A 15713-nucleotide genomic window follows, 5' to 3' on the forward strand; every position below is an offset into this window, starting at 1 on the left:
ACCGCCATGCCGGCCCGGGCCACAGCCCACTCCGAATATGATCCGAACGAGGCGGGCCGGGTGATCTCGGCGGCGTTCGACGCCGACTTCTACCGGACCACCTACGCCGACGTGCCGTCCGGGATGAGCCCTCTGTGGCACTACCGCATGCAAGGCTGGCGCGAGGGGAGGGACCCGGCGCCCTGGTTCTCGACCGAGGCCTATCTGGCGGACAACCCGGACCTGGCAGGAGCGGGCGCCGAGCCCTTCAGCCATTACCTGCTGCATGGCGCCTACGAGGGGCGCACGGTCAGGCCGTCCCTCCACGCCGCAGACTTCCTGGGGCAGCGGGACTGGGGGGAGACCTGGAGTTTCGAGGCGTTCGGCGCCGCCCCGACGGACAGCGCGCCTCCCGCCGTCGCCGCGCCGCCGGCGATGCCGATCGAGGACCAGGTCGCCATCGTCGGCGAGGCCTTCGACGCCGAATTCTACGCCGTGGTGAACCCCGACGTCGCCGCGGCGGGGATGGACCTGCTGCGTCACTTCCTGGTCACCGGCTGGCTGGAAGGCCGCGATCCGACGCCGACGTTCTCGGTCCGGGATTACCAGGACCTGCACCCCGATGTGGCTGCGGCGGGCCTCAATCCCTTCGTCCACTACGTGATGGCGGGCCGGGCCGAGGGACGCGCGGCGAAGAACGATCTCGGCTTCCGGTTTGACCTTGTTTCGCGCCTGCAGCCCGTCGAAGACCGCATTGCCGCGGCGGTGACGGCCTCGGCGAAGCTGAAGACGGATCCGCCTGAGCTGCTGTCGACCGCCCTGGGCAAGCCGAGGCGGCTGCATGTGACCTTCAGCCACGACGACTACGTCGCCCATTTCGGCGGGCTTCAACTCTGCCTGCGCCGGGAGGGCGCGGCATTCGCGGCCATGGGCGTCGAACACCTGCACCTGTTCCCGGCCTCTCCATGGCCGGCCGTGCGAAAGGCCGAAGAACCCGGCCCGCTTGGCGTGCTGCTGAACGGGCGCCGGCTGGGAACCTATGCGCCCGAGGCGGTGCGGACGGCGCTGGCGAACGCCGCGACGAGAGGAGCCCAGCGAAGCTTCGCGATCCACAGCCTGCTTGGACATTGCCCGGAGCAGAGCGCCGACATCCTGGCGGCCGGCGGGATGAGCGAGGGCTACTTCTGGCTCCACGACTTCGCCAGCGTCTGCGTGGGTTTCCACCTGCTTCGGAACGACGTCGAAGACTGCGCCGCGCCCCCTGCTGAAAGTGCTGCCTGCGGGATCTGCGCCTACAGTCCGGAGCGGTCGCGACACACGCAGGCCCACCGACGCCTGTTCGAACGCCTGGCGATCACCGTCGTCGCGCCCTCGCAGACCACCCTCGACTTCTGGCGGCGGAGCAGCGACCTGCCGGCCCGCGACACCAAGGTGCTTCCCCATGCCCACCTGCGTCTCCGTGGTCCCGCTCCGGCGGTCCCCGACGGACGTCCCTTCCGTCTGGCGTTCGTGGGCATGCCGGCGCCGCTCAAGGGCTGGCCGGTCTTCCGGGATCTCGCCCAGGCCCTGGCCGGGGATCCCCGGTACGAGTTCCTGCACCTGGGTGGCCGATCGGACCCCACGGCGCCGGCGGCGTTCCATCCCGTCGTCGTCACCGCCGAGCGGCCCCTCGCGATGCAGCAGGCGATCGAGGCGCTGGAGATAGACGCCGCGCTGATCTGGCCGCTCTGCCGCGAAACCTTCTCGTTCACCGCCTACGAGGCGGCGGCGGCGGGGGCGGCGGTCATCACAGGCCCCGACAGCGGCAATGTGGCGGCGTTCGCCTCGGACCCGGAAATCGGCCAGGTGCTGGCGGACGAGGGGGCGCTGATGGAGGCTTTCCTGTCGGGGCGGATACTCACTCTCTCGCGCAATGTCCGGCGGGCCCGCCTGTTCGATCTGGCCTACAGCGGAATGACCGGTGACCTCGTCAGGGAAACCGCAGGATGAAGAAGCTCCTGGCCGCTGTCGTGCCTCTGCGCCTGCGCGGACGCCTCCGGCGCCTGCACGGGGACCACGCCATCGCGGCGGGCGCGTTCGACGCGGCCTTCTACCTGCGGACCTATCCCGACGTCGCCGAGGTCGGTGTCGATCCCCTCGACCACTTCATGACGTACGGTTGGCGGGAGGGGCGCGATCCGTCGCCGGACTTTTCGGTCGCGGCCTATCTCGACGCCTTCCCGGAGGTGGCCAGTTCGGGCGTCAACCCGTTCGTGCACTACCTCACCTCCGGCCGGCCCACGGCGGCGCGCCGGGAATCCCCCTACGGCTTTCGCTACGACGTCATCGAGCGGCTGAAGCCCGTCGACGACCGCATCCGCCGCGAGCCGGATCCCGTCGACCCTGACGCGGAACTGGCGGCGGCGCTGCTGCAGTCGCGCGGCCGCCTGGCGCACCTCCACGTCACGTTCAGCCACGACGACTACTCGGCCAACGTCGGCGGTCTCCAGTTCGCCATCGGGCGCGAGGCGGCCCGGCAGGCGCAGCTCGGCCGCGACCATCTGCATCTGTTTCCATCCCACCCGTGGCCGGTCGTCCGGACGGCGGGCGAGCCGGGCGTGCTGGGCGTGGTCTGGAATGGCCAGCACGTCGGCTGCTTCGAGGCGGCCACCATCGCCCGGGTTCTGGGCGATGTGGCCGGGACCGAAGGTGGCGCGCGGACCTTCGCCATCCACAGCCTGCTCGGCCATTCCGCGGACGAGACGGCGGACATCCTGGCCGCCGTGGGCCTGAACCAGGGCGTGTTCTGGCTGCACGACTTCGCAAGTCTCTGCGCCGGCTTCCACCTCCTGAGGAACGACGTCGAGGATTGCGGCGCGCCGCCGCCGGACAGCGCCGCCTGCGATGTCTGCGTCTATGGCCCCTGGCGGCAGCGCCATCTCGCCGAGCATGCGCGCCTGTTCGAGCGGTTGGGGCTCACCGTGGCCGCGCCCTCTCGGGTCACACTCGACTTCTGGGTCAGGTCGACACACCTGCCGGCGCGCGGAACAGTCGTCCTGCCGCACGCCACCCTGGCGCCCCGCGAGCCGGCGGCGGCTGTCCCGGAGGATCGCCCCCTTCGCATCGCCTATGCTGGGCTGCCGGTCACGCACAAGGGCTGGCCGCTCTTCGCCAGGCTCGCTTCCCGATTCGGGGAGGACGCCCGCTATCAGTTCCACCATCTCGGCGCCCGGGGGGACGCCACACTGCCGGCGACCTTCACCCCCGTGAGCGCGGGGGCCGCCAATCCGCTCGCCATGCGGGATGCGCTGCACGCCGCCGAGATCGACATCACGCTGGTCTGGCCGCTCTGCCGGGAGACCTTCTCCTTCGTCGCCCATGAGGCCGTCTCGGCCGGATCCGCGGTGGTCACCGGACCCGACAGCGGCAACGTCCAGGCTTTCGTGCGGGAGACAGGTCACGGCCTGGTGCTGGACGAAGCGGCGCTGATGGCGGCGTTCGAGACCGGGACTATCCTCGAACTCGGCCGCGCGCGCCGGCGGCCGATGCTCTATGACCTCGCCTACAGCGCGCTTACCCTCGACCTGCCAGCCGTGGCGGACGCATGAAGATCCTCTGCTATTCCAGCTTCACCTTCTCGTACCTGAACCGCGCCCGCGTGCTGTTCCAGACCTTGCGCCGGCATCACCCGGACTGGGAACTGGCGGCGCTGATCACCGACAGGCCGCCGGAGGGATTCGCCTTCGACCCCGCCAATGAGCCGTTCGACCGGCTGGTCTGGGCCGAGGACCTGGGCGTCCCGAACTTCAGGAGTTGGCTCTTCAAGCACGACATCGTCGAGATCTGCACGGCGGTGAAAGGGCCCTTCCTGCATCAGGCCTGCGGCTGGGGCTTCGACGCGGTGATCTACATGGATCCCGACACCGCCGCCCTCGCGTCGCTGGAGCCCCTGGAGCGGTGGCTGGAGGATCACGACATCCTCCTGACGCCGCACCTGATCGACCCCAACGACGAACCGGCGGCCATCCTCGACAACGACATCTCGGCGTCGAAGACCGGCATTTTCAACTTGGGCTTCGTGGCGATCAGGACCACCGGCGAGGGCGCCCGCTTCGCCAAGTGGTGGAACGACCGCCTGCTATCGTACTGCTACGACGACATCCCGAACGGGCTGTTCGTGGATCAGCGGTGGTGCGACCACGCGCCGGCCCTGTTCGACAGGCTGAAGGTGATCCGTGACCCCGGGTACAACGTCGCGAGCTGGAACCTGTCGACCCGCAAGATCGACATCGGCAAGGACGGGGCGATCACCGTCAACGGCGCGCCGCTCCGCTTCTGGCACTTCACCAAGCTGGGCGCTGTCGGCGACGCCATGACCAAGCGGTACGCCGGCCGCAACTATCAGGTCTATGAGATCTGGGCCTGGTACAAGCGCCAGATCGCCGCCGCGACCGACCCGGCCATTCCCGAGCGCTGGTGGGCCTACGGCGCCTATGACGACGGCAAGCCCATCGCCAAGGCCGAGCGGGTGCTCTATCGGGAGCGCACCGACCTGCAGCAGGCCTTCCCCAACCCCTACGCCTCCGGGCGCGGCAGCTTCCAAGAATGGCTCGAACACGAAGGGGCGTGACGCCCGCGGCTGAGGCGGCTCCGGACCTCGCCATGCTCGAAAAAGCCCGGACCGTCGCGACGCGGATGCGCGCCCTCAAGCGCGACTTCGCGGGCGCCCACCGCCTGGCGCATGACGCCCAGGTCCGGGAAGCGCTGGCCCGTAACGAGCTCGGCCTGGCGCTCCACGCGGCCCTGACGGCTCAGGCGGATGTGCAGGCGAAGCTCCGCCGCCAGGCCCTTGCCGCATTCCAGACGCGCGGCGAGGCGCCGCTGCGTCGCCGCAACCGGATCAGTCGGCGCATCGACCGCATGCTGATGCGGCTGGGCTCGCTGGGGCAGGCGCTGGTGATCGCGCGCAGCGGGGTCTGGCGCGGCTCAGGGCAGGCGGCCCACGATCTCAGACATATGGCCGCCTACGCACGTCGCGGCGCCCGTGCCGACGTCACGCCTTTGGCGCCGTTCGACCAGGCCTGGTACCTCGCCGCCCATCCGGACGTGGCCAGCGCCCGGCAGGCGCCGCTGGTCCACTACCTGGCGGTGGGCCATGCCGAGGGGCGCTCGCCCAGCCCACTCTTTGACGAAGCCTGGTATCGCCAGCAGAACGCGAGCGACATCGCCGCCACCGGCCTGAGCGGCCTGGAGCACTATCTGCGGGTCGGCGCCGTGCGCGGCGCCAGCCCCCATCCGCTGTTCGACGTCGGATACTACCTGGCCCAGGCGCCGGTCCTGGCCGCCGGCGACGATCCGCTGTCCCACTACCTGCGGGAAGGCGGGCATCTGTGGCTCAGCCCGCATCCGGCGTTCGATCCGGATTTCTACGGCACGCGGGCCGGCGACCTGTCGGGCCGGCCGGCGCTGCTGCACTACCTCGACGAGGGATGGCGGCGGGGGCTGTCTCCGCACCCCCTGGTCGATCCGGCCTGGTACCGCCAGCAGTACCCCGAAGTGGCCGAAGCGGACATCGAGCCCCTCACGCATTTCCTGGCGTTCGGCGGCTTCGAGGGGCGTGATCCGAGCCCGTGGTTCAGCACCGCCCACTACCGGGACGCCCGGGGCGAGGCTCTGCCGCCCGGCGTCAATCCGCTGACGGACTACCTGCTGGGCGGCGCCTGGGCGGTGGCCGAGGCGCGGCCGGGATTCCCCACCGTCGCCTATCTCGCCGCCCGGCCGGACGCGGCCAGGTCAGGCGTCACGCCGCTGGAGCACTGGGCCAGGCGTCAGGGGCGGTGAAGGCGTCGTCGAGACCGGCGTCCGCCAGCTGGCGGCGCACCTCGTCATAGTATTCGGGAACGTAATGGAAGGGGCTGAGGCCCCACCGGTGCTCCGTCTCGGCCAGGCGGAAAGCGCTCGCGTCGATCACCGTCATGGCCGGCATCAGGGCCATGAACGCGGCCTCCTGGCGTTCCAGCAACGCATTGTAGTCGGCGATGTCGACGGGATCGCCCCCCAGGATTTCGACATTGCGAATGGGGGCGATGCGCCCCTCGCGATCCCGATGATCGCTCGCCCAGCGCGCGGAGTGCAGGATGAGCTGGGCGTCCGCCAGCGGGGTGGACCGCACGAGCTCGGAGAATTCGGCCGCGGCAGAGATCCACAGCCGCTCGCAGGCGCTTGAGAGCCGCGGGATCGTCCGGTGCGCGCGCAGCTCGGGCCGCAGAAGGTAGCCGCTGCGGATCAGTTCCCCGCTGCGGGTGGCGATGGAGTCGCCGACGGCGAGCAGGTCGAACCGATCGTCGATGAAGTCGAAGATCACGTGGGTCGGCCGGAAGGCGAGCAGTCGGGTAAGCGCAGTCTTCCGCAGATCCGCGATCAGCGCGTTGTGCTCATGCTGGTGCAGGTCGCCCGGCAGCCGGTCGTCGGGGGCGAACCCTCTCACCGGCTGCGACAGCAGGCTGGGGAAGCTCGTTCGGCAGACGTAGAGCAGCCGCTCCGCGCCGCCGCCACGGATCGGCCACAGGTCCCGGGTAATGCAGCTGCCGAGAATCGCGATCCGCGACATCAACGCTCCTGGCGTCCGAACGTGAGGCCTGCGAATCGTACCATGCGGGGAGCCCTTCGGTTGCGCCATTGACACGATCGGGGCCCCTGCGCATCTACGCGCGCTTTCCGCACATAGGGCTCGCCTCCCGCGAGAACGTCCTATGTTCGGCGATGTTCACCATTTTCGCCGCGGACTAGTGTATCAGGCCGCAAGGTCTGTAGGGACGGCTTAGGCAAGATGAAATTCCTGACGTTCCTCTCGAACCTGCCCGACAACGTGCTCGGGCGGGCGTTGCGGGAGGGCTACAAGCCGGCTGGGGTGGCCTTCGCCTTCAGCCTGGTGTCGAACCTGCTCTACATGGCCCTGCCGCTCTACACCTACCAGGTGTACGGGCGGGTGATGGTCAGCCAGAGCCAGGCGACGCTTCTGATGCTGACCCTGGTCACCCTGTTCGTCTTCGCCATCTCCAGCGCGATCGACGACTTCCGGGCGCGGATCCTCATCAACTACGGCGTCGTGCTCGATCAGCGGTTGTCGGGCCGGGTGTTCACGAGCCTGTTCGACGCCGCCGTGCGGGGCGAGCCCGGCGCCCGGGCGCAGGCGCTGCGCGACCTCGACCAGTTCCGCCAGTCCCTCACGGGCATCGCCGCGGCGGCGTTCTTCGACGTGCCGTGGATTCCCGTCTTCCTGGTGACCCTGTTCATCATCGACCCGCTGGTGGGCGCGGTGACGCTGGCGGGCGCGGCCCTCCTGGTCTTCCTGGCGATCGCGCAGACAAAAGCGACCCAGGCGGCGCTGAAGGACGCCAACGAGGCGGCGCTGAAGAGCTATGGCTTCACCGACGCGGCCCTGCGCAACGGCGAGGTCGTGCGGGCGATGGGGATGCTGCCCACCCTGGGCAAGGCGTGGGCGCACTACCGTCGGATCACGATCGAGCGCGGCGCGGCGGCGGCCGAGGCCTCGAACATGTACACCGACATGATCAAGGCGGTGCGCATGGGGATCCAGGTGCTGATCATCGCGATCGGCGCCTATCTGATCCTGAAGGGCAACATCCATTCCGGGATGCTGTTCGCCAACATGATCCTGGCCAGCCGGGCCCTGCAGCCCATCGAGAAGATCGTGGGCTCGTGGGAGCCGCTGAACAACATGTTCCGCGCCTATGAGCGGCTGAACAAGCTGCTGTCCGTTACCGAGCCGCCGACAGCGGTGACGACCTTGCCGCGGCCGCTGGGCAAGCTCTCGGTCGAGGGTGTGAACTTCGCGCCCCCCCGGCGCCCAGCGCCTGGTGCTGACGAACGTGAACTTCGCCGTCGAGCCGAACGAGGTGCTCGGCGTCATCGGTCCGTCCGGGGCCGGCAAGTCGACGCTCGCCCGGCTTCTGGTGGGCATCTGGAAGCCGATGAACGGCGTGGTCCGGCTGGACGGCGCCGACGTCTTCAGCTGGGACAGGGCGGACTTCGGCCGCCATGTCGGATACCTGCCGCAGGACACCGAGCTCTTCGCCGGGACGGTCCGCAACAACATCGCCCGCTTCCGCGAAGGCGTGACGGACGAGGAGGTGGTCGCGGCGGCCCAGCTCGCAGGCGTCCACGAACTGATCCTGCGCATGCCCAAGGGCTACGACACCGATGTCGGCGAGGGCGGCGTCGTCCTGTCGGCCGGCCAGCGGCAGCGGGTCGGCCTGGCGCGCACGCTGCTGGGGAATCCCGCCTTCGTCGTGCTCGACGAGCCCAACGCCAATCTCGACGCCGAGGGTGAGGACGCCCTGATGCGGGCCATCGACGCCATGAAGGCGAACGGCGCGACGGTGGTGATCATTTCGCATAAGCCTGGCGTGTTCCGGGCGGCCGACAAGATGCTGGTGCTGCGGGATGGGCGGATCGAACTGTTCGGGCCGCGGGACCAGGTGATGGCGCGGCTGGTCAAGCCGGCTCAGCCGCCCGTCCAGGCTCCGCCTTCGGACGAGCCGCGCGCCGTGGAGGGCGGTCGATGAAGCTGGATCTCGGACCTGTCCGCACGAACTATGTCGCGCCGACCTTCGGCGGCGATGAGGCGCCGCTGCCGCCGGAGCTGGAGACTCGTCTCCGGCGTCCCATGATCGTCGGCGCTGGCGTGATCGGCGCCTGCGTGGTCGGGCTCGGACTCTGGGCCTCCGTCACGCCCGTCGCCACCGGGATCACCGCCCAGGCCGAGGTCCGGGCGGACGCGATGCGCAAGACCCTGCGCCACAAGGACGTGGGGGTCGTGAAGCAGATCCTGGCCAAGGAAGGTCAGTTCGTCCGCGCGCAGCAGCCGCTGCTGCTGTTCAACGACGTCGAGGCGCGCGCCGCCGTCGATGTCATGCAGAACCAGTACGACACCCTGCTGGCCCAGAACGCCCGCTTCACCGCCGAAGCGATGGGACGGACCGCGCTGGAGTTCCCCGCGGAGCTGACGGCGCGGATGTCGGAGCCCGCGGTGGCGGCCCTGATCCGCGACCAGCAGTTCCTGTTCACCTCGCGCCAGCAGCTGTTCCAGAGCCAGTCTGCGGTGCTGATGCAGCGCGTCGACCAGCAGCAGAGCCAGGTCCAGGGGCTCCAGGCCCAGCTCGATTCTGTCAGCGAGCAGGTGCGCCTCACCCAGGAGGAGCTCGACGGCTACCGGAAGCTGAACGAGCAGGGCTTCGCGCCCAAGACGCTGATCCTGCGATACGAGCGCACGCTGGCCGAACTGGGGGGGCGCCGCGGCCAGCTCGCCGCCGAGATGGCGCGCATCCGCCAGCAGATGGGCGAGACCCGCCTGCAGCTCAGCTCGCTCCGCAACGAGCGGCAGAGTCAGGCGGCCGAAGGACTGCGCGACAGCCAGGCCAAGCTTTCCGATGTGATACCCCGGCTCACCACGGCCCGGCAGAACCTCGCCGCCACCGTCGTGCGCTCGCCGGTCGACGGCTACGTCTTCAATCTCACCCAGTTCACCGTGGGCGGCGTGGTCGGCGCCGGCGAGGTCATGATGGACGTGGTGCCCGCGGGTGTTCCCCTTACGCTGACGGCCTCGATCAAGCCCGAGGACGTGGATTCGGTTCACGAGGGGATGCCCGCGAAAGTCCGCCTCACGGGGCTGAATCAGCGGTTCAACGACGCTCTCGATGCGAAGGTGGCGGTCGTTTCCAAGGACCGGATCGTCAACGAGAAGGCTGGCACGGCGTCCTATCGGGTCGATCTCAAGATCGCGCCGACAGAGCTGACGAAGCTGAAGAAGGGCGTCCAGCTCACCCCGGGCATGCCCGCCAGCGCGCTGATCGTGACCGGCGAGCGGACCGTGATGGGCTTCCTGATTTCGCCCATCACAGAGACGTTGCAGGACGCCTTCCGCGAGGAGTAGAGGCGCCTTTGCAACACCCCGGAATGCACTGTTCCGGCGGGCTTTTTGGAGTTGCGTATTTGACGGGCTTCCGATACGTCTGCCCTTGGGCTCGTCTAACCTGCGCCGCAGCCCTGCTATGGCGTTTGGGATAATGGACCGCTGGGACTGCTCCATCGGGGATGGGGGTCAAGCGTGCCAGGGGTCCGTGTGACACTGACTGGAGAGATCTATGGCGAACTACATTTTTGAGACCATTACGGACGCGCAAGCCGCCGCGTTCACCGGCGCTGACCAGCTGATCTTCACCACGGCGGGCGAGACCGCCCAGCGTACGACGGTCATCTTCAACCCGGCGACGGCGACCTCGGCTGCGACCGTGACGGTCATCTCGGGCCTGACCGGCAAGACCGTGACCTTCCCGGTCGCGTTCCTTGACGAGACCCCGATCTTCCCGGACGGCTCGGTGCTGGCCGTCGGCACGACGGGCGACGACAGCGACGCGGGTAGCGCTCTGGGTGACGCCCTGTACGGTAACGCCGGTGCGGACACGCTGAACGGCGCTGGCGGCGCCGACCTGCTGCAGGGCAACACGGGCGCCGACAGCCTGATGGGCGGGGCCGGCAACGACACCATCTATGGTGGCCGTGACGACGACCGCATCAACGTGGAAGGCGGCAACAACTTCGCTCAAGGCAACCTCGGCAACGACACGATCGAAGCCACGGGCGCCGGCGCGTCGACCCTGCTGGGCGGCCAAGGTGGCGACTCGATCTCCGGCGCCACCGGGGCCGACTTCCTGAACGGCAACCTGGGTGATGACCGTATCGCCTCGGGCGCCGGCAACGACGTCGTGCTCGGCGAAGACGGCAACGACACCCTGGGCTCCACGGGCGCCGACGGCCAGACCGTCAGCCTCGACGGCGGCGCGGGCAACGACTCGATCACGACCACCGACGCCAGCGCCTCGCTGGTCGGCGGCGACGGCAACGACCAGATTACCGTCGATGTCACCGCGAACACCGTTGCAGGTCGTACGGGCGTCATCTCCGGCAATGGCGGTGATGACACGATCACCTCCGACAATGACGGTAGGGATACGATCCTGGGTGGCCAGGGCAATGACTCGATCACGGCCACCTCGATTGCCGCGCCGGCTGGCGACGTGCTGAACGGCAACCTCGGCAATGACTACATCGTGGCCGGCGCGGGTTCTGACAACCTGCTCGGTGAGGATGGTAACGACACCCTCGACGGCGCCAAAGGTACGGACACCATCAACGGCGGAGCTGGCAACGACAGCATCGTGAGCAATGATGGCAATGACGTTATCAGCGGCGGTGATGGCAACGACACCATTACGAATGCCGCTGGCGCCGACACCAACGTGAACCCCGGCGGCGGTAACGACGTCATTGACGGCGGTGCAGGCAACGACGTGGTCACCGGCGGTGCCAACAACGACAGCGTGACGCTGGGCGATGGCGACGACTCGGCCACCGGCGGCGCCCTGAACGACGTCCTCTCGGGCGGCGCGGGCAACGACACCATCGATGGTGAAGACGACAACGACACCATCACCGGTGGCGAAGGTAACGACACGCTGGAAGGCGGCCTGGGCACCGACAACATCGATGCTGGCGGCGGCAATGACAGCGTTCTCGGCGAAGGCGGCAACGACACGCTGAACGGCGGCGACGGCAACGACGCCATCACCGGCGGCGCGGCCACCGACTTCATGCGCGGCGGCAACGGCAACGACACGTTCAACTTCGCCAATGGCGACTCGGGCGTGACGGCTGGCGCTCTCGACCAGATCCTGGACTGGGAAGCTGGCGACAAGCTCGACTTCAACCGCGGCCTCGCGACGGAAGGCTCAAACTATCTTGAGCTTACCGCCTCGAGCTTCGATGCGGCGAAGTCGCTGGCTGACGCGCAGATCGACGGTGGTGTCGTCGACTACGTGGTGGTTCAGGTCGGCACCGACGTGGTGGTGTTCGTTGATGTCAACAACAACGACACCAATGCCACGGACGCCGTCGTGCTAGTTGGCCGTACGCTCGCGGACATCAGCACGAGCAACTTCCTCGCCTAAGCTTCGGCTTAGACCATGGGTTGAGGGCCGCCCTTCGGGGCGGCCCTTTTCTTTTGCGCACTTCGGCGCCGCCGCGCTATGAGCCCACGCGCATGTCGAACGCGGCGATCTTCCTTCACCCCAACGGCTTCGACACCTCGGGCCAGACGCTGCTCGGCCGCCACTCGGCGGGGGAGAGCTTCCTCCGCGGCCTGATCCGCCACGCCGACGTCGACCGCTTCCATTTCTGGAACGTCGCGGGACGGCCCCAGGCGGAGCTCGACGCCCTTGTCCAGCGCATCGAAGCGCCGCGCCAGCCTATCAACTGGATCCCCCAGGCTGGGAGGGGCCAACTGGCCGAGCCTGGCGTCCTGAACGTCCCCTCGCCGGCGATCGACGCCGAAGCCTGGCAGCGCCGCCCCTTCGGCTCGCGCCGCTACGCGCTCTGCGGCATCACCCACACGACGGCCACGGCGCGGGTCATGCAGATTCTCGCCAATCTCCTGATCGCGCCCGTCGAGGACTACGACGCCCTCATCTGCACCTCCACCGCCGTCCGGCAGGCGGTGGAAGCCCAGCTCGACATGTTCCGCAGCTACATGGGCCGCGAGTATGGCCCTCGCCGACGTCCCGAACTCCAGCGCACGACTATCCCTCTCGGCGTCAACGTCGAGGATTTCGCGCCCTCCGCGGCGCACCGGGCGGCCTGGCGCGCGCGCCTGGACATTCCGGAAGACGCCGTCGTCGCCCTCTATGTCGGACGCTTCAGCGTCAAGACGAAGATGAACCCTGCGCTGATGGCCATGGCGCTGGAACGCGCCGCTCGCGCCACGGGCAAGCCGCTCTACTGGATCGGCTCAGGCTGGACCGAGCCCCAATCGACCGCCGAGCAACTCCACGCCGACATCCGCGCGCTGTGCCCGTCCGTCGAGTATCGCCAGGTCGATGGCCGCCCGGCGGATGTCCGCTTCTCGATCTGGTCCGCAGCGGACTTCTTCATCAGCTTCCCGGACAATATCCAGGAGACCTTCGGCCTCACGCCGATCGAGGCGATGGCCGCAGGCCTGCCCTGCGTGGTCTCAGACTGGAACGGCTACAAGGATACGGTCCGGCATGGCCTGGACGGCTTCCGCATCCCAACCCTCGCTCCTCGGCCGGGCTACGGCGGCGACATCGCCTACTGGTTCGCCAACGAGTGGATCACCTACGACAACTATGCGGCCATCACGGCCCAGAACGTGGCGATCGATCTCGCGGAGGCGGAGGCGGCCATCGTGCGCCTCATCGAAGATCCGGAACTCCGCCGGACGCTCGGCGCCCAGGCTCAGGCGCAGGCGCGGTCGGTCTTCGACTGGGCGGCGATCATCCCCCAGTACCAGGCGCTCTGGGCCGAGCAGAACGCCCGCCGCCGTGCGGCGGCGCCCGACCCGTCGCCCAAGGACAATCCCCTGCGGCCCGATCCCTACACCCTCTTCGCCGGCTACCCGACGCGTCACCTGCAGCCATCCGACCTGGTCTGCCCGATCCCAGGCGTGGACTGGGCGTGGGCGCAGGCCCGCCTGAATGGCCCGCTCGCGATGTACGGCCGCTTCAATCGCCCCACGGGCCCGGAGCTGCACCAGGTGTTCACCCACGTGCTCGAGAACGGCCCGACACCCGTCGCCCGGCTGCTCGAACTGCTGCCCGCGGCGCGTCGGAACTATATGGAACGGGCGCTGATCTGGATGGCCCGGCACGACGTCCTGACCATCACAGCGACTGCCTGAGCGATCCTCGGGAGGGCCATCGATTGCCCGGAAACGCAAAAGCCGAACGGTGGAGTATGGCGATCCACCGCCCGGCCAATGCGACACAGCCTTGGAGAGCTAGGCTGACAAAGGGACCCTAGCCCAATCAAGCGTCGCCGGAAAGCCGGGCCGGGATCACGTCTCGTTCATCTCCGATTGTCCCTGAAAACTCAGAGCCGCACCTCCAGGCGTCGGCTCAGCGCGACCTTGCCATCACGCCAGACGCGGTAGTCCGCGGTATAGGTCCCTCGCGCCCAGCCGGTCGGGGGCCGCCGCTTGCCGACGAGCTGTAGATCCTGCGCGCGCCAGCGGGCGAGGGGCGGCCGGCGTACCTGGGCCAGCACGGTCCCGTCCGCGCCCTTCAGCACCAGCTCCGTCTCGTCGCCTGGCAGGAGCGTGATCGCGCGCACGTAGACGATCAGCCAGGGCGAGGCGGCGCTGAACGGCTTCACGGCGCCGTTCTCCACGTCGACCATCGTCGGCTGCGCCTCGGCAAAGCCGGCGTTGAGGATCGCGCCGGCCTTGTAGGCGAGCTTGGCGGCCGTCGCGGCGTTCCACAGGCCGGCCTGGGCGCTGCAGGCGGCCGGGTTGCTCATGTCGGGCGCGAAGGGGTCCACGACCTTGCCGCCTCGCCGCACCTCCACGTGCACGTGGGGAAACTCGGTCAGGCCAGAGAGTCCGACCTTGCCCAGGGGCTGGCCGGCGGCCACCGGGTCGCCCGGCTTCACCGTCACGCTGCCCTGCGCCATGTGGCAGTAGCTGGTGAGCCAGCCCCCGCCATGGTCGATCACCACCGCGTTGCCGCAGCCCTGGGGATCCTTCGGGTCGAGCCCGCCCTGGCCAACGACGCGGTCGAGCACGCCGTCACGCGTGCGGAGCACCTTCCCGGCCGCCGCCGCCAGCACGGCGACGCCGCGCCTCTGGGCCGCCATGTCGGGCACGCGGATGTCGAGACCGGTGTGGCCGTCATAGGTCTTGGACCCGCACCGATAGTCCCGGGCGCCGGGGCCCGGGTCGCGATCCATGTGGTGCTGCACCTCGCAGGTCCGGCCCGGCTCGCAGGCGATGGGCAGGCCGAGGCTAGGCGGCGGGACCTGAGCGCCGGCGACCGGGGTCAGGGCCGTGGCCAGCAGGAACGCCGGAATGGCGAGGAGGGGGACCTTCATGGGCGGCAGACTCCCGGCGTTCAGGGACGAAACTGTGGCCTCAAGTGAAGCAGACACCGGTCAGCGCCTTGAGCCGCTCGGCGTCGTGGGCATAGATCCGCCGCAGGTGATCGATGTCGGCGGCCGTGAGGTCGGAGGGATAGTCCATCTCGCGTCCGACATGCACCTCGCGCGAGGGCGGCGGAGGGGCCGGCGGCAGGCCGAGGAAGTCCCGAACCCCCGCCAGGGCCGGCGCCGGATCTGCTCGCAGCTCGTCCGAGCGGAGCACCAGCACCTGGTCCCGCGCGAACAGACCCAAGAGGCGTTCCATCTGCTCGCCGTAGAAGCCGCGCTCGACGTAGCTGAACTCGCGATGGTGGCCCCAAGGGTCGGCCTCGAACAGGCGCTGGCGCCCCTCCCGGATGCACCAGGCGAAGGGCCGGGTCTCGACGCCGCGGGCGTACTCCATCCGCCAGTGCGACCACGCGCGCTGCACAGGATCGCGCAGCACGACGATGAGCTTCATGGCGGGGTTGTACGCCTGGATGCGCTCCAGGCTGTTCGGCCAGTAGGTGTAGATGGGCGTAGCTTCACCGCACGGCCGTCCCGCCACCTCGGGGAAGGCGGCGTGGTAGACGTCATAGTCCGGACACGTCCAATCCTGGCCCTCGTCATCGAAGAAGTGCAGTTCCTTCGTCCCGGGCAGGGCCAGGTCGGGATAGTCCTGGAGATAGTCGAACAGGGCCGTGGTGCCGCCCTTCTGGACGCCGGCGATGAGGAAGGTGACGCGGGGCGGGGTGGCCATGGCTTCCCAT

11 protein-coding genes and 2 pseudogenes are annotated in these 15713 nt (G+C 69.0%); 10 read left to right on the forward strand and 3 right to left on the reverse strand.

What is annotated here, in order from left to right:
- Positions 1 to 6: 6 nt before the first annotated feature.
- From DJ019_RS11985 to DJ019_RS12000, 4 genes are read left to right on the forward strand one after another with little or no spacing between them, the layout of a single operon-like run.
- On the forward strand, positions 7 to 1968 hold the full coding sequence (locus DJ019_RS11985) for a hypothetical protein (RefSeq protein WP_111276284.1): 1962 nt from the start codon (positions 7 to 9) through the stop codon (positions 1966 to 1968).
- On the forward strand, positions 1965 to 3566 hold the full coding sequence (locus tag DJ019_RS11990) for a glycosyltransferase family protein (protein WP_111276285.1): 1602 nt from the start codon (positions 1965 to 1967) through the stop codon (positions 3564 to 3566). Before DJ019_RS11985 ends, DJ019_RS11990 begins: the two co-directional genes overlap by 4 nt.
- Entirely contained in the window at positions 3563 to 4588 is a 1026-nt protein-coding gene (locus DJ019_RS11995; protein WP_111276286.1) for a hypothetical protein, read from the forward strand. The genes DJ019_RS11990 and DJ019_RS11995 overlap by 4 nt, the downstream gene beginning before the upstream one ends.
- Before the next feature lie 32 nt (positions 4589 to 4620).
- Positions 4621 to 5799: a hypothetical protein gene (locus tag DJ019_RS12000; protein WP_133255297.1), complete on the forward strand. Its 1179-nt coding sequence runs from the start codon at positions 4621 to 4623 to the stop codon at positions 5797 to 5799.
- Here DJ019_RS12000 and DJ019_RS12005 read toward each other — a convergent pair.
- The gene (locus DJ019_RS12005; protein ID WP_111276288.1) at positions 5759 to 6568 is read right to left on the reverse strand and encodes a DUF6270 domain-containing protein; all 810 of its coding nucleotides are present in this window, start codon (positions 6566 to 6568) and stop codon (positions 5759 to 5761) included. The two genes, DJ019_RS12000 and DJ019_RS12005, sit on opposite strands and share 41 nt — an antisense overlap.
- A gap of 339 nt (positions 6569 to 6907) precedes the next feature.
- Between DJ019_RS12005 and DJ019_RS21380 the strand changes: the two are divergent.
- The 6 genes and pseudogenes from DJ019_RS21380 to DJ019_RS12025 all read left to right on the forward strand — a co-directional run.
- Positions 6908 to 7582: pseudogene (locus tag DJ019_RS21380) on the forward strand (ABC transporter transmembrane domain-containing protein); the annotation flags it as partial.
- Between the two features lie 295 nt (positions 7583 to 7877).
- Positions 7878 to 8228 (forward strand): annotated as a pseudogene (locus DJ019_RS21385) (ATP-binding cassette domain-containing protein); the annotation flags it as partial.
- A gap of 42 nt (positions 8229 to 8270) precedes the next feature.
- Positions 8271 to 8546 (forward strand): hypothetical protein, encoded by a 276-nt coding sequence (locus DJ019_RS21200; RefSeq protein ID WP_205854154.1) that lies wholly within the window; start codon positions 8271 to 8273, stop codon positions 8544 to 8546.
- Positions 8543 to 9913: an HlyD family type I secretion periplasmic adaptor subunit gene (locus DJ019_RS12015; protein ID WP_240606462.1), complete on the forward strand. Its 1371-nt coding sequence runs from the start codon at positions 8543 to 8545 to the stop codon at positions 9911 to 9913. The genes DJ019_RS21200 and DJ019_RS12015 overlap by 4 nt, the downstream gene beginning before the upstream one ends.
- 211 nt (positions 9914 to 10124) lie before the next feature.
- The gene (locus tag DJ019_RS12020) at positions 10125 to 11987 is read left to right on the forward strand and encodes a calcium-binding protein (RefSeq protein WP_111276289.1); all 1863 of its coding nucleotides are present in this window, start codon (positions 10125 to 10127) and stop codon (positions 11985 to 11987) included.
- A gap of 92 nt (positions 11988 to 12079) precedes the next feature.
- A complete protein-coding gene (locus DJ019_RS12025; RefSeq protein ID WP_111276290.1) occupies positions 12080 to 13732 on the forward strand; it encodes a glycosyltransferase family 4 protein in 1653 nt (550 codons plus the stop codon).
- A 191-nt stretch (positions 13733 to 13923) separates the two neighbouring features.
- On the opposite strand, the gene DJ019_RS12030 is transcribed toward DJ019_RS12025, so the two are convergent.
- A complete protein-coding gene (locus DJ019_RS12030) occupies positions 13924 to 14919 on the reverse strand; it encodes a M23 family metallopeptidase (RefSeq protein WP_111276291.1) in 996 nt (331 codons plus the stop codon).
- Positions 14920 to 14959: 40 nt separating this feature from the next.
- Positions 14960 to 15703, reverse strand: a complete 744-nt coding sequence (locus tag DJ019_RS12035) for a sulfotransferase domain-containing protein (RefSeq protein WP_111276556.1) — start codon at positions 15701 to 15703, stop codon at positions 14960 to 14962.
- Between the last annotated feature and the right edge of the window lie 10 nt (positions 15704 to 15713).

This window comes from Phenylobacterium kunshanense (assembly GCF_003254525.1).
GTDB classification, from domain to species: Bacteria; Pseudomonadota; Alphaproteobacteria; order Caulobacterales; family Caulobacteraceae; genus Phenylobacterium; species Phenylobacterium kunshanense.